General features: G+C 73.5%; 19 protein-coding genes. 9 read left to right on the top strand and 10 right to left on the bottom strand.

Translation table 11 applies throughout. The features are described 5' to 3' along the window. Positions 1-3 precede the first annotated feature (3 nt). From hutU to hutH, 5 genes are read left to right on the top strand one after another with little or no spacing between them, the layout of a single operon-like run. A complete protein-coding gene (gene hutU, locus O7604_RS03650) occupies positions 4-1,659 on the top strand; it encodes a urocanate hydratase (protein WP_281578854.1) in 1,656 nt (551 codons plus the stop codon). Continuing rightward, positions 1,656-2,855 (top strand): allantoate amidohydrolase, encoded by a 1,200-nt coding sequence (locus O7604_RS03655; protein ID WP_281578855.1) that lies wholly within the window; start codon positions 1,656-1,658, stop codon positions 2,853-2,855. Before hutU ends, O7604_RS03655 begins: the two co-directional genes overlap by 4 nt. Continuing rightward, positions 2,852-4,216 (top strand): formimidoylglutamate deiminase, encoded by a 1,365-nt coding sequence (locus O7604_RS03660; protein ID WP_281580033.1) that lies wholly within the window; start codon positions 2,852-2,854, stop codon positions 4,214-4,216. Before O7604_RS03655 ends, O7604_RS03660 begins: the two co-directional genes overlap by 4 nt. Further along, on the top strand, positions 4,213-5,418 hold the full coding sequence (hutI, locus tag O7604_RS03665; protein WP_269701788.1) for an imidazolonepropionase: 1,206 nt from the start codon (positions 4,213-4,215) through the stop codon (positions 5,416-5,418). Before O7604_RS03660 ends, hutI begins: the two co-directional genes overlap by 4 nt. Further along, the gene (hutH, locus tag O7604_RS03670; protein WP_269701790.1) at positions 5,415-6,953 is read left to right on the top strand and encodes a histidine ammonia-lyase; all 1,539 of its coding nucleotides are present in this window, start codon (positions 5,415-5,417) and stop codon (positions 6,951-6,953) included. Before hutI ends, hutH begins: the two co-directional genes overlap by 4 nt. 77 nt (positions 6,954-7,030) lie before the next feature. Here hutH and rdgB read toward each other — a convergent pair whose 3' ends face one another. The 9 genes from rdgB to O7604_RS03715 all read right to left on the bottom strand — a co-directional run bounded on the left by rdgB (position 7,031) and on the right by O7604_RS03715 (position 13,788). After that, a complete protein-coding gene (gene rdgB / locus O7604_RS03675; RefSeq protein WP_269701792.1) occupies positions 7,031-7,645 on the bottom strand; it encodes an RdgB/HAM1 family non-canonical purine NTP pyrophosphatase in 615 nt (204 codons plus the stop codon). Continuing rightward, positions 7,642-8,370, bottom strand: a complete 729-nt coding sequence (rph, locus tag O7604_RS03680) for a ribonuclease PH (RefSeq protein ID WP_269701793.1) — start codon at positions 8,368-8,370, stop codon at positions 7,642-7,644. Before rph ends, rdgB begins: the two co-directional genes overlap by 4 nt. Positions 8,371-8,443: 73 nt before the next feature. Then, positions 8,444-9,190, bottom strand: coding sequence for an MBL fold metallo-hydrolase (locus O7604_RS03685; RefSeq protein WP_269701795.1), 747 nt, complete (start codon positions 9,188-9,190; stop codon positions 8,444-8,446). A 225-nt stretch (positions 9,191-9,415) separates the two neighbouring features. Next, a complete protein-coding gene (locus O7604_RS03690) occupies positions 9,416-10,381 on the bottom strand; it encodes a pyridoxal-phosphate dependent enzyme (protein WP_269701797.1) in 966 nt (321 codons plus the stop codon). Positions 10,382-10,393: 12 nt separating this feature from the next. Further along, positions 10,394-10,732, bottom strand: coding sequence for a MoaD family protein (locus O7604_RS03695; RefSeq protein WP_091329859.1), 339 nt, complete (start codon positions 10,730-10,732; stop codon positions 10,394-10,396). Positions 10,733-10,799: 67 nt separating this feature from the next. Then, entirely contained in the window at positions 10,800-11,288 is a 489-nt protein-coding gene (locus O7604_RS03700) for a M67 family metallopeptidase (RefSeq protein ID WP_281578856.1), read from the bottom strand. A 55-nt stretch (positions 11,289-11,343) separates the two neighbouring features. Further along, complete coding sequence (locus O7604_RS03705; protein ID WP_269701800.1) at positions 11,344-11,847, bottom strand: DUF2017 domain-containing protein; 504 nt, start codon at positions 11,845-11,847, stop codon at positions 11,344-11,346. Further along, positions 11,844-12,134 (bottom strand): ATP-dependent Clp protease adapter ClpS, encoded by a 291-nt coding sequence (clpS, locus tag O7604_RS03710; RefSeq protein ID WP_018786685.1) that lies wholly within the window; start codon positions 12,132-12,134, stop codon positions 11,844-11,846. Before clpS ends, O7604_RS03705 begins: the two co-directional genes overlap by 4 nt. 115 nt (positions 12,135-12,249) lie before the next feature. Then, positions 12,250-13,788, bottom strand: coding sequence for a hypothetical protein (locus tag O7604_RS03715; RefSeq protein WP_281578857.1), 1,539 nt, complete (start codon positions 13,786-13,788; stop codon positions 12,250-12,252). 193 nt (positions 13,789-13,981) lie between these two features. On the opposite strand from O7604_RS03715, the gene O7604_RS03720 reads away from it, so the two are divergent. Genes O7604_RS03720 through O7604_RS03735 form a run of 4 tightly spaced genes read left to right on the top strand, consistent with a single transcriptional unit; the run spans position 13,982 to position 19,841 of the window. Further along, a complete protein-coding gene (locus tag O7604_RS03720; RefSeq protein WP_281578858.1) occupies positions 13,982-16,654 on the top strand; it encodes a LuxR family transcriptional regulator in 2,673 nt (890 codons plus the stop codon). 16 nt (positions 16,655-16,670) lie between these two features. Beyond that, positions 16,671-17,957 (top strand): nicotinate phosphoribosyltransferase, encoded by a 1,287-nt coding sequence (locus O7604_RS03725; protein WP_281578859.1) that lies wholly within the window; start codon positions 16,671-16,673, stop codon positions 17,955-17,957. A gap of 15 nt (positions 17,958-17,972) precedes the next feature. After that, positions 17,973-18,554 carry an isochorismatase family protein gene (locus O7604_RS03730; RefSeq protein WP_281578860.1) on the top strand — a complete coding sequence of 194 codons (582 nt, stop codon included), beginning with the start codon at positions 17,973-17,975 and terminating at the stop codon, positions 18,552-18,554. A 39-nt stretch (positions 18,555-18,593) separates the two neighbouring features. Beyond that, on the top strand, positions 18,594-19,841 hold the full coding sequence (locus tag O7604_RS03735; protein ID WP_281580034.1) for an MFS transporter: 1,248 nt from the start codon (positions 18,594-18,596) through the stop codon (positions 19,839-19,841). 726 nt (positions 19,842-20,567) lie between these two features. Here O7604_RS03735 and ctaD read toward each other — a convergent pair. Continuing rightward, the gene (gene ctaD / locus O7604_RS03740; RefSeq protein ID WP_281580035.1) at positions 20,568-22,325 is read right to left on the bottom strand and encodes a cytochrome c oxidase subunit I; all 1,758 of its coding nucleotides are present in this window, start codon (positions 22,323-22,325) and stop codon (positions 20,568-20,570) included. Between the last annotated feature and the right edge of the window lie 30 nt (positions 22,326-22,355).

Genomic DNA, 22,355 nt, shown 5'->3' on the forward strand with positions numbered 1-22,355 from the left:
GAGATGTACCAGCCCGTCCGCGCCGCTCGCGGCACCACACGCACCGCGAAGGGGTGGCCGCAGGAGGCCGCCCTGCGGATGCTGATGAACAATCTCGACCCGGAGGTGGCCGAGCGCCCCGAGGACCTGGTGGTCTACGGCGGCACCGGGAAGGCGGCCCGGGACTGGGCGTCGTACCACGCGCTGGTGCGCACGCTGACCGAGCTGCGCGACGACGAGACGATGCTCGTGCAGTCCGGCCGGCCGGTCGGCGTGATGCGGACCCACGAGTGGGCGCCGCGTGTGCTGCTGGCCAACTCCAACCTGGTCGGCGACTGGGCCACCTGGCCGGAGTTCCGCCGGCTGGAGTCGCTCGGCCTGACCATGTACGGGCAGATGACCGCCGGTTCCTGGATCTACATCGGCACCCAGGGCATCCTCCAGGGCACGTACGAGACGTTCGCCGCTGTCGCCGCCAAGCGCTTCGAGGGCACGCTCGCCGGCACGCTGACGCTCACCGCCGGCTGCGGCGGGATGGGCGGGGCGCAGCCGCTCGCGGTCACCATGAACGGCGGCGTCTGCCTGATCGTGGACGTGGACCGGTCCCGGCTGGAGCGGCGGGCACACGACCGCTACCTCGACGAGATCGCCGACTCGCTCGACGACGCGGTCGAGCGGGCGCTCGCGGCGAAGCGGGACCGGCGGGCGCTCAGCGTCGGCGTGGTCGGCAACGCCGCCACCGTCTTCCCGGAGCTGCTGCGCCGGGGCGTCGCCATCGACGTCGTGACCGACCAGACCAGCGCGCACGACCCGCTGTCGTACCTGCCGGAGGGCGTGGACCTGGCCGACGCGCGGGACTACGCGGCGGCCAAGCCGGCCGAGTTCACCGACCGGGCCCGGGCGTCGATGGCGAAGCACGTGGAGGCCATGGTCGGCTTCCTGGACGCGGGCGCCGAGGTCTTCGACTACGGCAACTCGATCCGGGGCGAGGCCAAGCTCGGCGGCTACGAGCGGGCGTTCGACTTCCCCGGTTTCGTGCCCGCGTACATCAGGCCGCTGTTCTGCGAGGGCAAGGGCCCGTTCCGCTGGGCCGCGCTCTCCGGCGACCCGAAGGACATCGCCGCCACCGACCGGGCCATCCTCGACCTGTTCCCGGAGAACGAGTCCCTGGCGCGGTGGATCCGGATGGCCGGCGAGCGGATCGCGTTCCAGGGCCTGCCGGCGCGGATCTGCTGGCTCGGCTACGGCGAGCGCGACCGGGCCGGGGTGCGGTTCAACGAGATGGTCGCCTCCGGCGAGCTGAGCGCCCCGGTGGTGATCGGCCGGGACCACCTGGACTGCGGCAGCGTGGCGAGCCCGTACCGGGAGACCGAGGCGATGGCCGACGGCTCCGACGCGATCGCCGACTGGCCGCTGCTGAACGCGCTGGTGAACACCGCCAGCGGCGCGTCCTGGGTGTCCATCCACCACGGCGGCGGCGTGGGGATCGGCCGGTCCATCCACGCCGGCCAGGTCTGCGTGGCCGACGGCAGTGAGCTGGCCGGGCAGAAGATCGAGCGGGTGCTCACGAACGATCCGGCGATGGGCGTCATCCGGCACGTCGACGCCGGCTACGACGACGCGCGCGAGGTCGCCGCGCGTACCGGCGTCCGCGTCCCCATGACCGAGGGCGACCTGTGAGCGACCTGGCGGCCCGGTTCCAGAAGCTGTGGAACGAGATCGCGCCGATCGGGCGCGACGAGGGCAGCAGCGGCTACCTGCGCTACGCGCTGACCGAACCGGAGCTGCGGCTGCGGGAGTGGTTCCACAACCAGGCCGACGCCCGCGGGATGCCGGTTCAGCAGGACGGCAACGGCAACCTGTTCGCCTGGTGGGGCGACCCGGGGGCCGGGGACGCGGTGCTCACCGGCAGCCACTTCGACTCGGTGCCGCACGGCGGCGCGTACGACGGGCCGCTCGGCATCGTCAGCGCGTTCCTCGCCGTGGACGAGCTGCGGGCCGCGGGCGTCACCCCGGACCGGCCGGTGGTGGTCGCCGCGTTCGTGGAGGAGGAGGGCGCGCGGTTCGGCGTACCCTGCCTGGGGTCTCGGCTGCTCACCGGCGAGATCGACGTCGACCGCGCGGCCGGGCTGCGCGACCAGGCCGGGACGACCTTCGCGCAGGCGCTGGGCGAGCGGCCGGCGGGCGCCGACCCGGCGCTGCTCGGCCGCTTCGCGGCCTTCGTGGAACTGCACGTCGAGCAGGGCCGCGCGCTGGTCGACCTGGACGCGCCGGTCGCTGTGGCGTCCGCGATCTGGCCGCACGGCCGGTGGCGGTTCGACTTCACCGGCGAGGGAAACCACGCGGGTACGACAAGGATGGCCGACCGCCGCGACCCGATGCTCACCTACGCGTTCACCGTGCTGGCGGCGAACAAGGAGGCCCGGCTGCGCGACGCGCACGCCACCGTGGGCCGGGTGTCGGTCGAGCCGAACGCCACGAACGCGATCCCGTCCCGGGTCACCGGCTGGCTGGACGCGCGGGCGGCCGAGGCGGAGACGCTGTACGGTCTGGTCGAGGCGGTACGCACCAAGGCCGCCGACCGGGCCGGCCGCGACGGCACGGCGCTGACCTGCACGCAGGAGTCGGCGACCCCGCTCGTCGCGTTCGACCGCGGGCTGGCCGACCGGCTGGCCGCGCTGCTCGACGCGCCGGTGCTGCCCACCGGCGCCGGGCACGACGCGGGCGTGCTGGCGGCGCACCTGCCCACCGCGATGCTGTTCGTGCGCAACCCGACCGGGGTGTCGCACTCCCCCGCCGAGGCGGCCACCGACGCCGACTGCGCCGCCGGGGTGGCCGCCCTGGCCCGGGTGCTGGAGGAGCTGGCATGCCGCTGACCCGCTGGCTGGCCGAGTACGCCTGGCTGCCCGACCGCGCCGAGCCCACCCGGGACGTGCTGATCGAGGCGACCGACGGGCGGCTCACCGCTGTCACCCCGCTGACCGTGGACGGTCCGCCGACCGCCGGGGTCGAGGTGCTCGCCGACGCGGTCCGGCTGCCCGGCCTGACGCTGCCCGGCCTGGCGAACGCGCACTCGCACGCGTTCCACCGGGCGCTGCGCGGACGCACCCACGACGGGCGCGGCGACTTCTGGTCCTGGCGCAGCCTGATGTACGCCGTCGCGATCCGGCTCGACCCGGACACCTACCTGGCGCTGGCCCGCGCCGTGTACGCCGAGATGGCGCTGTCCGGAATCACCTGCGTGGGCGAGTTCCACTACCTGCACCACGGTCCCGGCGGCACCCCGTACGACGACCCGAACGCCATGTCCGCCGCGCTCGTGGAGGCCGCCGCGCACGCCGGGATCCGGCTCACGCTGCTGGACACCGCGTACCTGGCCGGGGGCGTGGACGGCGCGCCGCTGGCCGGGCCGCAACGCCGCTTCGGTGACGGCGACGCGCTGCGCTGGGCGGCGCGGGTGGACGCGTTCCGCCCGGCCGACGACCACGTCCGGCTCGGCGCGGCCATCCACTCGGTACGCGCGGTCCCGGCCGAGCAGCTCGCCACGGTGGCGGGCTGGGCCGACCGCAACGGGCTGCCGCTGCACGTGCACCTGTCCGAGCAGCCGGCCGAGAACGACGCCTGCCGCGCGGTGCACGGCTGCACCCCGACGCGGCTGCTGGCCGACCACGGCGTCCTCGGCCCGCACACCACAGCCGTGCACGCCACCCACCCGACCGCCGCCGACGTGGCGCTGCTCGGCGACAGCCGTACCCGGGTCTGCGTCTGCCCCACCACCGAACGCGACCTGGCCGACGGGGTCGGCCCGGTGCGGCGGATGGCCGACGCGGGCAGCCCGCTGAGCCTGGGCAGCGACAGTCACGCCGTGGTGGACCTGTTCGAGGAGGCCCGCGCGCTGGAGCTGGACGAGCGGCTGCGTACCCGGCGGCGGGGGCACTTCACGCCGGCCGAGATGGTCGGCGCCGCCACCGTCGGCGGCCACGCCGCGCTGGGCTGGGGCGACGCCGGCCGGCTCGCCGTCGGGCAGCGCGCGGACCTGGTCACGGTACGGCTGGACAGCGCCCGCACCGCCGGGGTGCCGCCGGTCGGCGCGTTCTTCGCGGCCACCGCCGCCGACGTGACAAGCGTGGTGGTCGACGGCCGGCCCGTGGTGGACGGCGGCCGGCACCTCACCGTGGACGTGCCCACCGAGCTGCGGGACGCAATCGCAGCGGTGACCGCGAAGGAGGACTCGTGACGCGCGGCAGCCTGCTCGTCGACCACATCGGTGAGCTGGTCACGAACGACGGCCGCGACGGCGACCCGCTGGGTGTCCGGCGCGACGCCGCTCTGTTGATCGAGGACGGCGAGGTGGCCTGGACCGGTCCGGCCCGGCACGCGCCCGCCGCCGACCGGCGCATCGACGCCGGTGGCGCGGCGGTGCTGCCCGGCTTCGTGGACAGCCACGCCCACCTGGTCTTCGCCGGGGACCGGGCCGCCGAGTTCGCCGCCCGGATGGCCGGCGAGCGCTACACCGGCGGCGGCATCCGCACCACAGTCGGCGCCACCCGCGCCGCCTCCGACGACGACCTGCGCGCCACAGTGGGCCGGCTGCGCGCGGAGATGCTGCGGCAGGGCACCACCACCGTCGAGATCAAGAGCGGGTACGGCCTGAACGTCGCCGACGAGGCCCGCTCGCTGCGGATCGCCGCCGAGTTCACAGACGACACCACGTTCCTCGGCGCGCACGTCGTCCCCGCCGAGTACGCCGACCGCCCGGACGACTACGTGGGCCTGGTGTGCGGGCCGATGCTCGCCGCCGCCGCGCCGTACGCCCGCTGGATCGACGTGTTCTGCGAGCGGGGCGCGTTCGACGCCGACCACGCGCGGGCGATCCTCGCCTGCGGGCAGGCCGCCGGTCTGGGCGTCCGGCTGCACGCCAACCAGCTCGGTCCCGGGCCGGGCGTGCGGCTCGGCGTGGAGATGGGCGCGGCCAGCGTCGACCACTGCACCCACCTGACCGACGCCGACATCGACGCGCTGGCCTCACGACGGATCGACTGCATGTGCGCCGAGGGCAACCACACGGCCACCGTCGCCACGCTGCTGCCCGGGGCGGAGTTCTCCACCCGGTCGCCCTATCCGGACGCCCGGCGGCTGCTCGACGCGGGCGTGACGGTGGCGCTGGCGACCGACTGCAACCCCGGCTCGTCGTACACGTCGTCGATGCCGTTCTGCGTCGCGCTCGCCGTACGCGAGATGGGGATGACCCCGGCGGAGGCGGTGTGGGCCGCGACCGCCGGCGGGGCGGCGGCGCTGCGCCGCACCGACGTGGGACGGCTGACCCCCGGGGCGCGGGCCGACCTGATCATCCTCGACGCCCCGTCCCACCTGCACCTGGCCTACCGGCCGGGGGTGCCACTGATCCGCCAGGTCCTGCACAACGGAGTACCGCGATGACCACCGTGACCATCCTGTCCACCGGCGTCACCGCCGCCGACGTGCTCGCGGTGGCCCGCGGCACCGCCAAGGTCGTGCTCGACCCGGCCGCCACCGAGGCGATGGCCACCTCCCGGTCCATCGTGGACCGCATCGAGGCGGCCGGGCGGCCGGTGTACGGCGTCTCCACCGGCTTCGGCGCGCTGGCGAACACGTTCGTGGCCCCGGAGCGCCGGGCCGAGCTTCAGCACGCGCTGATCCGCTCGCACGCCGCCGGGGTGGGCGCGCCGATGCCGCGCGAGGTGGTACGCGCCATGATGCTGCTGCGGATCCGCTCGCTGGCGCTCGGCCGCTCCGGGGTACGCCCGCTGGTCGCCGAGGCGCTCGTGGACCTGCTCAACCACGAGGTGACCCCGTGGGTGCCCGAGCACGGCTCGCTCGGCGCATCAGGCGATCTGGCGCCGCTGGCGCACTGCGCGCTGGTGCTGCTCGGCGAGGGCTGGGTGCTCGGCCCGGCCGGTGACCGCATTCCGGCCGCCGACGCGCTGCGCCGGGTCGGGCTCGAGCCGGTGTCGCTGGCCGCCAAGGAGGGGCTGGCGCTGATCAACGGCACCGACGGCATGCTCGGCATGCTGCTGCTCGCCGTCGCCGACGCCCGGCACCTGTTCGCCATGGCGGACGTGACGGCGGCGCTGGCCATCGAGGCGATGCTCGGCTCGGAGCGGCCGTTCCTGCCCGAGCTGCACGCGATCCGCCCGCATCCCGGCCAGGCCGCGTCGGCGGCGAACATCCACCGGCTGTTGCAGGGCTCGGCGGTGATGGACTCGCACCGCGACGACCTGGCGCACGCGGTGCAGGACGCGTACTCGATGCGGTGTGCGCCGCAGGTGGCCGGCGCGGCCCGGGACACACTCGACTTCGTCGAGGTGATCGCGGGCCGGGAACTGCTGTCGGTGGTGGACAACCCGGTGGTGCTGCCGGACGGGCGGGTCGAGTCGACAGGCAACTTCCACGGCGCGCCGCTCGGCTTCGCCGCCGACTACCTGGCCATCGCCGCCGCCGAGGTGGGCGCGATCGCCGAACGCCGGGTGGACCGGCTGCTGGACGTCACCCGCTCCCGGGAGCTGCCCGCGTTCCTGTCCCCCGACGCCGGGGTGAACTCCGGGCTGATGATCGCCCAGTACACCGCCGCCGGGATCGTGGCGGAGAACCGCCGGCTGGCCGCGCCCGCCTCGGTCGACTCGCTGCCCACCAGCGGCATGCAGGAGGACCACGTCTCGATGGGCTGGGCGGCCACCAAGAAGCTGCGCACGGTGCTGGACAACCTGACCAGCCTGCTCGCGGTGGAGCTGCTGGCGGCCGTACGCGGGCTCCAGCTCCGCGCGCCGCTCACGCCGTCACCGGCCGGGCGGGCCGCGCTCGACGTGCTCGGCGGCACCATCGGCGAGCCGGGACCGGACGTGTTCCTCGCGCCGCTGATGGAGGCGGCGCGGGACGTGGTACGCGGTCCGGAGCTGCGCGCGGCGATCGAACGGGAGATCGGCCCGCTCGGCTGAGCGGGCCGGTCGGGGCGCTCCGGCCGCGCGCGCGTGCGGCGCTGCGGCCGGGCGGCCGGGCGGCCGGCGGGAGCGGATCAGGCGGGCGGGAGCACCTTCGCGACCAGCTTGGCCAGCTCCCGCAGCGCCTTGCCACGGTGACTGACCGCGTCCTTCTCCTCGGGCGTCAGCTCCGCGTTGGTCCGCTCCTGCCCGTCACCGAGGAAGATCGGGTCGTAGCCGAAGCCGCCGTCGCCACGCGGCGCGCGCAGCAGCCGGCCGGACTGGCGGCCGTCGACCAGGTGCTCCTTGCCGCCCGGCAGCACCAGCGCGACGGTGCAGACGAACGCGGCGCCCCGGTGCTCGTCCGGCACGTCGCCGATCTGGTCCAGCACGAGCTGGAGGTTGGCGTGGTCGTCGCCGTGCCGGCCGGACCAGCGGGCGCTAAACACACCCGGCATGCCGTTGAGCGCGTCCACCGCCAGCCCGGAGTCGTCGGCGATGGTCGGCAGGCCGGTGCGCCGGCAGCCCTCCCGCGCCTTGATCAGCGCGTTCTCACCGAAGGTGAGGCCGGTCTCCGGCAGCTCCGGGTACTCCTCGACGTCGTCGAGCCCGAGCAGGGCGATCCGGTGCGCGCCGAGCGCGCCGTCCAGGATCCGCTGGAGCTCGACCAGCTTCTTCCGGTTTCGGGTGGCGAGCAGCACCTTGTTCATGACGAGAGCGCCTTCCGCTGCGCGTCGGTCAGTTCCAGGCAGCCCGCCACGCCCAGGTCGAGCAGCGCGTCGAGCTGGTCGCGGGCGAAGACGCCCGCCTCGCCCGTACCCTGCACCTCGACGAAGTCGCCGGTGCCGGTGCAGACCACGTTCATGTCGACCTCGGCGGTGACGTCCTCGGCGTAGCAGAGGTCGAGCATCGCCTCGCCGCCGATCACCCCGACGCTCACCGCGGCCACCGAGCGGTGCATCACCTTCTCCACCTTGCCCGCCAGCGCCTTGCGCTCGGCCAGCCAGGTCACCGCGTCGTGCAGCGCGACGTACGCGCCGGTGATCGCGGCGGTACGGGTACCGCCGTCGGCCTGGAGCACGTCGCAGTCCAGCACGATCGAGTTCTCGCCGAGCGCCTTGAGGTCGACGCAGGCGCGCAGGCTGCGGCCGATCAGCCGGGAGATCTCGTGGGTCCGCCCGCCGACCTTGCCGCGGACGCTCTCCCGGTCCGAGCGGGTGTTCGTGGCCCGGGGCAGCATCGCGTACTCGGCAGTCACCCAGCCCAGCCCGGAACCCTTGCGCCAGCGGGGCACGCCCTCGGTGACGCTCGCCGTGCAGAGGACCCGGGTCGCGCCGAACTCGACGAGCACCGAGCCCTCCGGGTGGGTGCTCCAGCCCCGGGTCAGGGTCACCGGTCGGAGTTGGTCGGGCCGCCGCCCGTCAGGTCGCGCCATGCCTGCACCCTATGCGGTGCGGTGATCGCACCGCCCGCGGGTGCCCGCCGAGGAGGACCGGCCGCCGCCGGGCTCAGATCTCGTAGCAGGCGCCGGGCCGCACCACGTCCAGCGGCCCGGCGTACGCCCCGGCCGCCGCCTCCACCGTCTGCGACTCGCTGCCCCAGGCCGGTACGAGATGGGTGAGCAGGAGCCGGCCCACGCCCGCCTTGGTGGCCGCCTCGCCGGCCTCCCGGCCGGTCAGGTGCAGGTCCGGCGGGTTCTCCACGCCGTCCATGTAGCTCGCCTCGCAGAGGAACACGTCGGCGTCCTGGGCCAGGCGCAGCAGCGCCTCACAGGGCGCGGTGTCGGCGGAGTAGCAGAACACCCGGCCGCCGTGCTCCAGCCGCACCCCGTACGTCTCGACCGGGTGGTTCATCCGGTCGACGGTGACGCTGAACGGGCCGATCGGAAACGTGCCCGGCTGGAGACCGTAGAACTGGTAGACGTCCTCCACCGAGCCTTCCTCCTGCCCGTACGCCATGGCGAGCCGGTCGGGCGCGCCGGAGGGGGCGTACATCGGCAGGGGCGGGTACGGACCGTCCGGCGCGTACCGGCGCACCACCACGTAGGACACGGCGTCGAACATGTGGTCGCAGTGCAGGTGGGTGAGGAGGACGGCGTCGGGGGCGTGCAGCCCGACGTAGCGCTGGAGCGTGGAGAGCGACCCCACCCCGAAGTCGATCAGAAGCCGGAAGCCCTCGGCTTCCATGAGATAGGCCGAGCAGGGGGATTCGGGCCCCGGGAAGCTGCCCGCGCAGCCGAGGACGGTCAGTCTCATCCGGTGGCCTCGATCTCACGATGAGTAGTCGATGCGCCGGCGGCGGCGCCGCCGATGATCTCTACCGACGCGCTCGCCACGCTGCGCAGCCTACGCGTCGCCCCGGTCGAGCAAGAATCATCTGCCGGAAGTTGTCATCAACGTGACACCCATACACGTCCGCTCCGGACGAGACCGGCGGTCCGGCCGGCGGGCACGCCACCGACCGGACCGGCCATCGGTCCGTCAGGCCCAGAGCTGACCGTCCAGGGCCTCCTCCGCGTCGGCGAGGGTGCCGCCGTACGCGCCGGTCGAAAGGTATTTCCAGCCGCCGTCACAGACCACGAACGCCACGTCCGCGCGGCGGCCGTCGCGGACCGCCTCGTGGGCCACCGCGAGTGCGGCGTGCAGGATGGCGCCGGTGGAGAACCCGGCGAAGATGCCCTCCACCTCGACGAGCTGACGGGTACGCAGCACCGCGTCCCGGGTGCCCACGGAGAAGCGGCGGGACAGCACCCCGGCGTCGTACAGCTCGGGCACGTAGCCCTCGTCGATGTTGCGCAGACCGTAGACGAGCTCGCCGTAGCGCGGCTCGGCCGCCACGATCTGGATGCCTTCGACCTTCTCCCGCAGGAAGCGCCCGGTGCCCATGAGCGTGCCGGTGGTGCCCAGCCCGGCCACGAAGTGGGTGATGCCCGGCAGGTCCTGGAGCAGCTCCGGCCCGGTCGTCTCGTAGTGCGCCCGGGCGTTCGCCTCGTTGCCGTACTGGTAGAGCATCACCCAGTCCGGGTGCTCGGCGGAGATCTGCTTCGCGGTCGCGACCGCCTGGTTCGAGCCGCCGGCCGCCGGCGAGAAGATGATCTCCGCGCCGTACATCCGGAGCAGCTGCACCCGTTCGGTGGAGACGTTCTCCGGCATCACGCAGACCAGGCGGTAGCCGCGCAGCTTCGCCACCATGGCCAGCGAGATGCCGGTGTTGCCGCTCGTCGGCTCCAGGATCGTGTCACCGGGACGCAGCCGGCCGGACTCCTCGGCCGCGCGGACCATGAACAGCGCCGCGCGGTCCTTGATGCTGCCGGTCGGGTTCCGGTCCTCCAGCTTGGCCCAGAGCCGCACCGGCGGCGCCCCGGCAGGAACCGTCGGCGAGAGCCGGGGCAGCCCGACCAGCGGGGTGCCGCCACACGCGTCGAGCAGGCTGTCGTACCGCGCCATCGCGGGCCCCCCTCAGCGGGCGGCGCGCGTGGAGACCGCGTGCGAGGCGATCGCCGCGGCGGCCGCGAAGCCGAACGCGCCACCGGCCACGGCCGGCAGGACGGTCACGCTGTCGCCGTCGTTGAGCTTGGCGTCGAGCGCGCCGAGGAAGCGGACGTCCTCGTCGTTGACGTAGACGTTGACGAACCGGTGCAGCGCGCCCGCGTCGGTGACCAGGCGCGCCTTCAGGCCGCCGTGCCGGGAGTCCAGGTCGGCGATCAGGTCGGCGAGCGTGTCGCCGCTGCCCTCGACGACCTTCGCGCCGCCGGTGTAGCTGCGCAGGATGGTGGGAATGCGAACCTCGATAGCCATGATGTCTCGTGCTCCTCGTTCGGGATCGTGCCAGGTGACGGGAAAAGGAAGGTGCCGGCGCTGAAGGTCAGCGGTCGGAACACTCGTAGTCGACCGTCGCCGGGCTCTGCCCGAACATGTAGGACTGGACGGCGTTCGGGTCCACGGCGGCATCCACGATCTGCACCGGTTCCTCGGTGATCACGCCGTCGACGATCCGGAAGGAGCGGATCTCCTCGGTGTCGGGCTCGCGGGTCGAGACGAGCAGGTAGTGCGCGCCCGGCTCGCCGGCGAAGGAGACGTCCGTACGCGACGGGTAGGCCTCCGTCGCGGTGTGCGAGTGGTAGATGACGACCGGTTCCTCGTCGCGGTCGTCCATCTCGCGCCACACCCGCAACTGCTCCATCGAGTCGAACTCGTAGAACGTCATGGAGCGGGCGGCGTTGTCCATCGGGATGTGCCGGGTCGGGGTGTCACTGCCGACGGGGCCGGCGACCACGCCGCACGCCTCGTCCGGGTGGTCCCGACGCGCGTGGGCGACGATCGCGTCGATGATCGACCGGTCGATGCTCAGCACGCCGCCAAGCCTAGCGCCTGGTCGTCCCGGACGGCGAGGTGGCAACCGTCACCACTCAGTCGATGAGCGCGTTGAGCAGGGATTCCTGGAGATATCCGAGATAGGCGTAGACCGACAGTTGGAACACCCGGGACGAACCCGGGTCCGCGGCCACCGCGTCGTCGAGTTCCTCACCCAGGTCGGTGCCGTCCTTGATCTCCAGGCGTACGCCCATCGCGAGCCGGGCGTCGTTGAGCGCGCGCAGCCACGCCTCGGCCGCCTCCGCGTCCAGCCGCACCTCGCCGCCGGCGTCCCCGTCGGGCAGCGCGGCGAGGACGGCGCCCGCCTGGTCGATCTTGCCGGTCTTGAGATCGCCCTCGGTGTAGCGGCGGAACTCGGCCGTGCCGGCGTCGTCGTCCGGATAGACGTCGGGGAAGAGCCGCCCGACCACCGGGTCGCTGTGGTCGAAGCCGTCGGTCAGCAGGCCGACCACCTCGTTGGCGACCTTGCGCAGCACCCGGACCTCGTCCACGGCGAACGTGGCCACGTAGTGGTCGCCGCGGCGGCGGAACATGCTCATGAGCGGTCCACCGTCGCCCACAGCCCGTACGCGTGCAGCTGCGCCGCGTCGTGCTCCATCCGCTCCCGGGCGCCGCTGGAGACCACGGCCTTGCCCTTGTGGTGCACGTCCAGCATGAGCCGCTCCGCCTTCTCCCGGCTGTACCCGAAGAGCTTCTGGAACACCCAGGTCACATACGTCATCAGGTTGACCGGATCGTCCCAGACGATGGTCACCCATGGCCGGTCGGAGACCGGCACCTCTTCGGTGTCCGGCGTCTCGACCGGCGCAACCTGTGGAGCCGCCATGCCCCCCATCGTGCCACCGGATCCGGGGAACCGATGAACCGGAACGGCGCGGCGGTCGTCGTCACCCGCCCGGGCCGCGTACGCGAGCCCGGGTCGCCGTGTGCCGGCGGCGTCGTCAGGCAAGCAGGATGCCGTGGTCGACAGCATCGGCGAGCACCGAGCCGAGCGAGAGACGGATCACCTCGAAGCGGCGGGCCACCTCGCGGGACAGTTCGAGTTCGACCTCGCGCAGCGCGCGCTGGGCCCAGGAGCGAGCGGCGTTCGGGTCGTTGTTGCCGGGTGCCCGCCAGTGCTGCCAGCAGCCACCGTTGAGGGCGACGCCGACCGGCGGGAGCACCTCGTCGCGCTGCGCGCCGGGCAGCCCGGCCAGCGCGTCCAGGGCACCGGCGCCGGTGAGCCCGGCGACCCCGGCCGTGCTGGTCACCAGGAGCACCCGGTCCAGCTCGGGGGCGTCCGGGTGGTCGGCCAGGCCCCAGCGCACCGCGTGGGTGATGCGCCGGCGTACGCCCTCGGCCAGCGGCGCGCCGAAGACCCGGGCGGCGGCCTCGTCGACCAGCCCTCGCACCGCCTCGTCGCACTGTGCCGTGGCGAGCAGCGACAGCGCCTCCAGCTCCCGGTCGAGCATCTGCGGCAGGCCGGCGCAGCCGACCCCGAAGACGATCTCCTGCACCACCCGCAGGTGGATGTTCGCCAGTTCCAGGGCGAGGTGCTGGCGGATCCGGCGGGCGCAGGCACGGGCCTGACGGTCGATCCGGTCGGCCAGTTCGCCCGGCTCGACGCCGGCGAGCACCGGCACCCGGCCGTGCGCGCCGGACGGCACCGGTGGGTGGGCGCTGCCGCGGCGCAGCACCTCGTCGGCGGCCCAGTTCACCAGCGCGCGGCGCAGGTGCGGCAGCTCGGCGCGGCGGGCCGGGAACCACCGGGCCGGGGTGAGCGCCGGCACCGCGGCCAGCAGCGCCGCGCGGTGCGCCTCGATGGAGACCGACACCGGGTCGAGCCGCCGGGTGGGCCCGGTCCGGCCGGACGGCGGCACGTCCGGCATCCGGGCGGCGTCGCCCGGCGCCGGGCCGGTCACGCCGGGCGTGACGGCGAAGAACACCTCGACGCGGGCACGCGCCACCTCGGCGAGCAGATGCAGCTCGGCCGCGCTGAACGCCTGGTCGGCGGAGATCACGAAGAGCAGCGCGCCGGCCCGGCCGACGGCGTCGCGCAGCACCCGGCCGCCGGCCACACCGAGCGTGCCGGTGTCCGGCGTGTCGACCACCGCGAAGTGCCGCAGCAGCGGATCGGGCAGGCTCAGTTCGACCCGGCGCGGCGGCCGGGCCAGCGCCGGGCCGGCCGCGAGCGGGTCGGCGCCGTAGGCGTGCGGCTGGCGGTAGCCCGGGACGTACGCGGCGCGGGTGGCGGTGGCGGCGTGCTGGACCAGCAGGTTGCTGCCCGGCGGCACGGCGAGCGTCGCGGCCTCGATCCCGAGCAGGCCGACGATCAGCTCACGCCGGTTCGCGCCGGCCGGACCGGCGACGACCACCGCCATCGGCTCGTCCGGCCGGGGTTCGGTCACCCCGAGCCGGGTCGGCAGCGGGGCGCATCCGGAGGGCTCGGCCTGACTGTGCGGGTCGGGCACGTCGACCGAAGGGAGCGAACCTGGTGTCATCAGGTGGGCCTCCCGGTCGGGCGACCGGGGTATCGGTCGCGGGTCTCCCCTGGTTGCAGGGGCTGCCGGAAGAGTACGGGTGTCGGCCATCCGACAGCCAACATGTCCGGTACTCACGGGTAATGGACAGATTACTCAACTTCGCTGCGTGACGGTACGCACGCGGACGGAACATGGTCGATATGCTGCGTCGATGAGTAGGTGGGAGTTCGTCGGCCGTACGGATGAACTCAACCGTCTGTTGTCGGCGGTCGGCGGCCCGGAGGGGCGCGGGTTGCTCCTCAGCGGCGACGCCGGGGTCGGCAAGAGCCGGCTGCTGCGCGAGGGGGTGGCCGCGCTCTCCCCCGAGCGGTACGCGATCTGGTCCGTCGCGGCCAGTGCCACCACCGCCGCGCTGCCGTTCGGCGGGCTGGTCCAGGTGCTCCCCGCCTCGCAGCCGCAGGGCCTGTCCCCCGCCGGCATCCTGCGCTGGGCCATGGACGTGCTCCAGGAACAGGCCGCCGGCCGGCCCGTCGTGCTCGCCATCGACGACGCGCACCTGCTGGATCCGCCGTCGGCGGCGCTCGTGCACCTGGTCGCCCGGTCGGAGAACGCCTACGTGATCGGGACGCTGCGCAACGGCGAACAGGTCCCGCTGCCGATCCGCGCACTCTGGACGGACGACCTCGTCGACCTGGTCGAGCTGGGCCCGCTGTGCCGCAGCGAGACCACCGGGCTGCTCGCCGCCATCCTCGGTGGGCCGGTCGACGCCGGTTCCTCGGACCGGCTGTTCCAGCTCTCCGCCGGCAACCCGCTGCTGCTGCGGGAGCTGGTGCTGGCCGCCGACGACGCGCTGAACCGCAGGTACGGGATCTGGACCTGGACCGGCCGGCTGGGACTGGCACCCAACCTCACCGAACTCATCGACACGCGGATCGGCCAGCTCACCCCCGGCGTCCGGGGGGTCGTCGAGCTGGTCGCCTTCGGCGAGCCCCTGGGCCTGCAACTGCTGGAACGGGCGGTCGACCCGGCGGACGTGGAGACGGCCGAGGAACGCGGGCTCATCACGCTGGTGCACGACGACCGGCGGCTCAACGTCCGCCTGGCGCACCCGCTCTACGGCGAGGTGATGCGGCGGCGCTGCCCGGTCAGCCGCACCCGCCGGCTCCAGGCCACCCTGGCCGGGCTGCTGGAGCAGGTGGGCAAGCGCCGCCGGGAGGACCTGCTGCGCGTCGCGGTGTGGCGGCTCGACTCGGGTACGGCGCAGGACGTGGGCCTGCTGCTCGAAGCGGCGGTGCAGGCGTTCGGCCGGTACGACGTGCCGCTGGCCACCCGGCTGGCCCGGGCCGCGCTGGAGGCCGGCGGCGGCACGGACGCGGCGGAACTGCTCGCCACCATCCTGATGTTCGGCGACCGGCCGGACGAGGCGATCGGCGTGCTCGACCAGGTCGCCGGCGAGATCCACGACGACCGGCGGCGCAGCCGGTGGCTGACCGTCCGGGGCATGGTCAGCTACTGGGGGCTCAACCGCGAGTCCACGGTGGAGGAGATCGCCGCGCGTGCCGAGGAGCTGGACGACCCGGCCGACCGGGCCCGGGTACGCGCGTTCGAGGCCATCATGCGGCTGCACCGGCTCGACGTCGACGTCGCGGTACGGCTGGCCCAGGAGGTGCTGGACCGGCCGGCCGCCCCGATGGCCGCCCGGGAGCTGGCCCGCTGCACGCTCGCCCACCTCCAGGCCGCCCAGGGGCAGTACCAGCTCAGCACCACCGCGATCGCCCGGGTGCAGGCCGAGGCGGCGTGCTGGCGGGCCGACATGCCCTACCTCCAGCTCGCCATGGAGCTGGCCCGGGGCACCCGGCTGACGCTCTCCGGCGACCTGCCCGGCATCGACGCGATCGTCGCCGACGAGTTCGCCGACCTGGCGGGCGCCGGCGACTTCCGGCTCGGCACCGGCTACCTGGCCATCCTGCAGGCGTACGCGGCGCGGCTGCGCGGGCGCGGCGACGACGCGCTGCGGACCAGCCTGGAGGCGTGCGCGGTGCTCGCCACCAGCCGGGTGTACGCGGGCCTCGCGCACGCCGAGCGAGCCCAGGCCGCCGCGCTGCGCGGAGACGCGACGCACGCGGCCGAGGCGATGGCCGAGGCGGACCGGACGCACGCGCCGGGCATGGCGGTGCTCTACCCGTGGCTGGAGCAGGCCCGGGGCGCGGTCCAGGCCGCCACGGGCGACCTGCCAGGGGCCACCAAGCACCTGTGCGCGCTCGCCGACCGGCTGCGTGAGGACGGCCTGGCCGGGCACGAGCTGCTCGTCCTGCTCGACCTGGTCCGGCTGGACCAGGCCGCCGCGCCGGTCGGCCCGACCTGCACCGACGGTGGCCGGCGCACCGTGGCGCAACGCCTGGCCGAACTCTCCGAGCAGGTCGACGGCGTGCTGCCGCCGCTCGTCGCCCGGTTCGGCCGGGCCGCCGTCGACGGCTCGCCGGAGGCGCTGCTCGCAGTCGCCGACGGCTTCGCCGACCGGGAGCTGACCGTGTACGCGGCCGAGGCGACCGCGCTGGCGCTGCACCGGACGCGACACGTCCGCGCCGGCGCCACCGGGCCGATCCGGGACCGCCTGGCCGATCTGCTGCGCCGCTGCGACGAGATCTCCACCCCGGCGCTGCGGCTGCTGCGCCCCACGCTGAGCGAGCGGGAGTGGGAGATCGCCCGGCTGGCCGCCGACGGTGTGACCAGCCGCGCCATCGCCGAACGGCTGTTCCTGTCCACGCGCACGGTGGAGAACCACCTCCAGCGCGTCTACAGCAAACTCGGCGTCGCCGGGCGCGGCGAGTTGCGGGCCGCACTGCGGTCCATGCCGGGGCACGACGGCGCGGACCCGGGCTGAACTCTAGGCTGGGGCGGTGAGCTCCCTTCGCCCCGCGCTGCTGACCGACCACTACGAGCTGACCATGGTCAGCGCGGCCCTGCGTGACGGCACGGCCGACCGACGCTGCGTCTTCGAGGTGTTCAGCCGGCGGCTGCCGGCCGGGCGCCGGTACGGCGTGGTCGCCGGAACCGGCCGGCTGATCGAGATGATCCGCGACTTCCGGTTCGACCCGGCGGAGATCGACTTCCTGCGCCGTACCGGTGTGGTGGACGACCGGGCGGCACAGTGGCTGGCCGACTACCGGTTCACCGGCGACGTCGACGGCTACGCCGAGGGCGAGCTGTTCTTCCCCGGATCCCCGATCCTCACCGTGTCCGGCACGTTCGCCGAGTGCGTGGTGCTGGAGACGCTCGTGCTCTCCGTGCTCAACCACGACTGCGCGGTCGCCGCCGCGGCGGCCCGGATGGTCACCGCGGCCCGGGGCCGGGCACTGATCGAGATGGGCTCCCGCCGGGCGCACGAGGAGGCCGCCGTCGCCGCCGCGCGGGCCGCCTACCTGGCCGGGTTCCGGTTCACCTCCAACCTGGCCGCCGGGCAGCGCTACGGCATCCCCACCGCGGGCACCGCCGCACACGCCTTCACGCTCCTGCACGACGACGAGCGGGCCGCGTTCGCCTCCCAGGTCGCCACGCTGGGCAAGGACACCACGCTGCTCGTCGACACGTACGACATCGCCCAGGGCATCCGCAACGCGATCGCGGTGGCCGGGCCGGAGCTGCGGGCGGTCCGGATCGACTCCGGCGACCTCGCCGTGATCGCCCAGCAGTCCCGGGAACTGCTCGACTCGCTCGGCGCCACCGAGACGAAGATCATCGTCTCGGGCGACCTCGACGAGTACGCCATCGCCGCGCTCGCCGCCGAACCGGTCGACATGTACGGCGCCGGCACCGCTGTGGTGACCGGCTCCGGAGCGCCCACCGCCGGCCTGGTCTACAAGCTGGTCGAGGTGGAGGGGCGACCGGTGGTCAAGCGCTCCGAGCACAAGGCCACCATCGGCGGCCGGAAGGTCGCGGTCCGCCGGCACAAGCCGACCGGCACCGCCACCGAGGAGGTCATCGTGCCGCAGGGCGTGCCGGACCGGCAGCCGAACGACCGGTTGCTCCAGCACTCGTACGTCGTGTCGGGCGAGCCCGCGACGCTGCCCACGCTGGAGGAGTCCCGGGACCACCTGCGCCAGTGCCTGATCTCCATCCCGTGGGAGGGGCTCAAGCTCTCCGCCGGGGATCCGGCCGTACCCGTGACCGTCGTACCCGCGAGCTGAGGAGGAACCCGTCAGATGGCGAACGCCCTGATCATCGTGGACGTGCAGAACGACTTCTGCGAGGGCGGCTCCCTCGCGGTCGGCGGCGGAGCCGGAGTGGCAGCGGGCATCTCCCGGCTGCTCGCCGCCGAGCCGGACCGGTGGGACCACGTGGTCGCGACGAAGGACTACCACATCGACCCGGGCGCGCACTTCGGCGACCCGCCGGACTACGTCGACTCCTGGCCCCGGCACTGCGTGGTCGGCACCGCCGGTTCCGAGTTCCACAGCGAGCTGGCGACCGACCGGGTGGAGGCGATCTTCCACAAGGGCGAGCACGCGGCCGCGTACTCCGGTTTCGAGGGCCACGCCACCGACGGCGAGTGCCTGGCCGACTGGCTGCGGCGGCACGACGTGGACCAGGTCGACGTGGTGGGCATCGCCACCGACCACTGCGTGCGCGCGACCGCCCTGGACGCCGCCCGGGAGGGCTTCCGCACCACTGTGCTGCTCGACCTGACCGCCGCCGTCGCGCCGGGCACGCTCGACGTCGCACTGCGGGCGCTGGACGGCGCCGGGGTGACCATGGTGGGCGAGCCTGTGATCACCGCCGCTTGACCGGATAATCGCTTGCGGGTGTCCTACCCCGGCCCCAGGATGGCGCCGGAGGTACGGACCGTCGTGAACCTGAAGCCTTACCGGGAGGCGCTCGCCCTACCCGGTCTCCGATCGTTGCTGCTGGTGTCGGTCCTGGCCCGCGTGCCGCTGACCGCCACCGGGGTGACGCTCACCTTCTACGTGGTGCTCGACCTGGGCCGCGGCTACGGCGCCGCCGGCCTGGTCGGCGCCGCGTCGACGATCGGCGCGGCGGTCGGCGCCCCGCTGCTCGGGCGGCTCATCGACCGCCGAGGGCTCCGGCCGGTGCTGGTGCTCACGACCGTCGCCGAAGCGCTGTTCTGGTCCGCCGCGCCCACGCTGCCGTACCCGGTGCTGCTGCCCGCCGCGTTCCTCGCCGGGCTGCTCGCCCTGCCGATCTTCTCGATGATCCGCCAGTCGATCGCCGCGCTCGTGCCGGTGGAGAAGCGCCGACCCGCGTACGCGCTGGACTCGATCGCGATGGAGCTGTCGTTCATGGTCGGCCCGGCGCTCGCCGTCGCCCTGGCCACCGCCGTCACGCCGCGCCTGACGCTCTGGGCGGTCGGCGCCGGGATCGTCGGCTCCGGCATCTGTTTCTGGCTGCTCAACCCGCCGGTCCGCGCCGCCGACGAGCAGGCCGGGCCGCAGCGCCCGGTGCACCGCCGCGAGTGGCTCACCCCGCGTCTGCTCGCCGTGCTGGCCGTCAGCCTCGCCGGCACGCTGGTGCTCGGCGGCACCGACGTCGCAGTGGTCGCCGTGCTCCGCTCCGGCGGCGAGATCGGCTGGACCGGCGCCGTGCTGGCCGCCTGGGCGGTCGCCTCACTGGTGGGCGGCTTCGCCTACGGCGCGGTACGCCGCTCGTTCTCCCCGCTGGCGCTGATGGCGGCGCTGAGCCTCGCCACCATCCCGGTCGGGCTGGGCGGGTCGCACTGGTGGCTGCTCTGTCTCGCGCTGATCCCGGCCGGAGCGCTCTGCGCCCCCACCCTCGCATCCACCTCCGACGCGGTCAGCCGGCTGGCCCCGCCCTCCGTACGGGGCCTGGCCATGGGCCTGCACGGCTCGGCCGTGACAGTGGGCATCGCGCTCGGCGCACCGCTGGCCGGTGCGGTCATCGACGCGACGGCACCCGTGTGGGGCTTCGTGGTCACCGGTGCGATCGGCGCGCTGGTGGCGCTGGCGGTGCTCCCGATCGAGCTGCGCCACCGCCGTACCGCAGCCGTCACCCCCACCCCTACCCTCGAGCCCGACTTGACCCCCGCGCCCTTGTAGCCCCCGGCCTCCGCGCCCGCCCTCGGCCTCCGCCCTCGCCCCGCCCTCCCGAAGTTGACCAAGGAGTTCACGTCCTCCCCAGCGGCGTAGACCGCCCCAAACCCCTTGATCACCGGACGCGGCAGGGGCGCCATCGGGCCTCCCCCGGGCGTGATCAAGGAGTTTGTGTCCCGTCAGCGCGACCAACTGCCACAAACTCCTTGATCACCGCCATCAGCACGAGGGCGCGGGCGGGCACGCCAGGTGTGATCGAGAGTTCGTGCCCTCACCAGCGCGGTGCACCGCCCAAACGCCGTGATGACCGTCCGCCCGCACGGCGTCCAGGCGGGCCTTCCCCGGGAGTGATCAAGGAGTTTGTGTCCGCGCCGGCCCGCTGAATTGCCACAAACTCCTTGATCACGGGGCGCAGCGCGGCGCTGGACCCACCCGGCCTGACCCGCACGTCTGCTCCAAGGCGGCCCGGGCTAGCCCAACCCGGGCTGGGCTGACCTGGTCGCTGGTCCGACCCGGTGCCTGGTCCGGTGATCATGAAGTTAGCGGGGACAAAACGGACGCCGATCGCCGCCAACTTCATGATCGACGCGAGGGGACGCACGCGGAGGGAGCGCGGGCGGAGGGAGCGCACGCGGAGGGAGCGCACGCGGAGGGAGCGCGGGTGGGAAAAGGGCGGGCGCCGCGCCCCGGCAAGGGGTGCGGCGCCCGTCTCGACGTGGCGGTGCGGTGGTGCTAGCGCTTGTCGAGGTTGCCTGCGGTGTCCTCCTGGTAGCTGGCGCCACCGTTGACCTCGCTGGTCAGCGGCTTGGCACCACCCTCGGGCGGTCCGGCGAGGCTCTGCCCGGCGGCCAGCTCGGGGAACTTCGCGTCGAACGCCGGCCGCTCGGAGCGGATGCGCGGCATCCGGTCGAAGTTGCGCAGCGGCGGCGGGGAGCTGGTGGCCCACTCGAGCGAGTTGCCGTGACCCCACGGGTCGTCGACCTCGACCACCGGGCCGGTCTTGTACGACTTCCAGCAGTTCCAGATGAACGGCAGCGTCGAGATACCGGTGATGAAAGCGCCGATCGTGGAGATCGTGTTCAGCGTGGTGAAGCCGTCGGCGGCCTGGTAGTCGGCGTACCGGCGCGGCATGCCCTCGTTGCCCAGCCAGTGCTGCACCAGGAACGTGGTGTGGAAGCCGATCATGGTCAGCCAGAAGTGGATCTTGCCGAGCCGCTCGTCGAGCATCCGGCCGAACATCTTCGGGAACCAGAAGTAGATGCCGGCGAACACGGCGAACACGATGGTGCCGAAGAGCACGTAGTGGAAGTGCGCCACCACGAAGTACGAGTCGTGCAGGTGGAAGTCGAGCGGCGGGCTGGCCAGCAGCACGCCGGTGAGACCACCGAAGAGGAAGGTCACCAGGAAGCCGATCGAGAACAGCATCGGCGTCTCGAACGTGATCTGGCCCCGCCACATGGTGCCGATCCAGTTGAAGAACTTCATACCGGTGGGCACGGCGATCAGGTAGCTCAGGAAGCTGAAGAACGGCAGCAGCACCTGGCCGGTGGCGAACATGTGGTGCGCCCAGACGCTCATCGACAGGGCGGCGATGGCGATGGTGGCGGCCACGAGGCCCTTGTAGCCGAAGATCGGCTTCCGGGAGAACACCGGGATGATCTCGCTGATGATGCCGAAGAACGGCAGCGCGATGATGTACACCTCGGGGTGACCGAAGAACCAGAACAGGTGCTGCCAGAGCATCGGCCCGCCGGTCGCCGGGTCGTACACGTGGGCGCCCATCAGGCGGTCCGCGGCGAGCGCGAACAGCGCGGCGGCCAGCAGCGGGAAGACCAGGATCGCCAGCAGGCTGGTGACCAGCATGTTCCAGGTGAAGATCGGCATCCGGAACATGGTCATGCCGGGTGCGCGCAGCGTCAGGATCGTGGTGATCAGGTTGACCGCGCCGAGGATCGTGCCCAGACCGGAGATGGCCAGGCCGACGACCCACATGTTGGCGCCGACGCCCGGGGCGTGGTCGGCGGTGCTCAGCGGCGTGTACGCGGTCCAGCCGAAGTCGGCCGCGCCACCCGGGGCGATGAAGCCCGCGGTGGCGAGCGTGCCGCCGAACAGGTACAGCCAGTAGGCGAACGCGTTGAGCCGGGGGAACGACACGTCCGGCGCGCCGATCTGCAGCGGCACCACGTAGTTCGCGAAGGCGAACACGATCGGCGTCGCGAAGAACAGCAGCATGATCGTGCCGTGCATGGTGAAGAGCTGGTTGTACTGCTCGGGCGACAGGAACTGAAGGCCCGGTTGCGCGAGTTCGGCGCGCATGATCAGGGCCATCAGGCCACCGATCATGAAGAACACGAACGCGGTGACCATGTACATGATCCCGATCTGCTTCGCGTCCGTGGTGCGCAGCAGCCGCGCGATGGCCGACCCCTTGACCGGCTCGCGGACCGGCCAGGGCCGGGTCACGACCGGCTTGGGTGCGACGGTGGTCACGAGTGGCCTCCGGTTCTGGTTGTCCCGCAT

It is taken from the genome of Micromonospora sp. WMMA1947 (genome assembly GCF_027497355.1).
Classification (GTDB): Bacteria; Actinomycetota; Actinomycetes; order Mycobacteriales; family Micromonosporaceae; genus Micromonospora.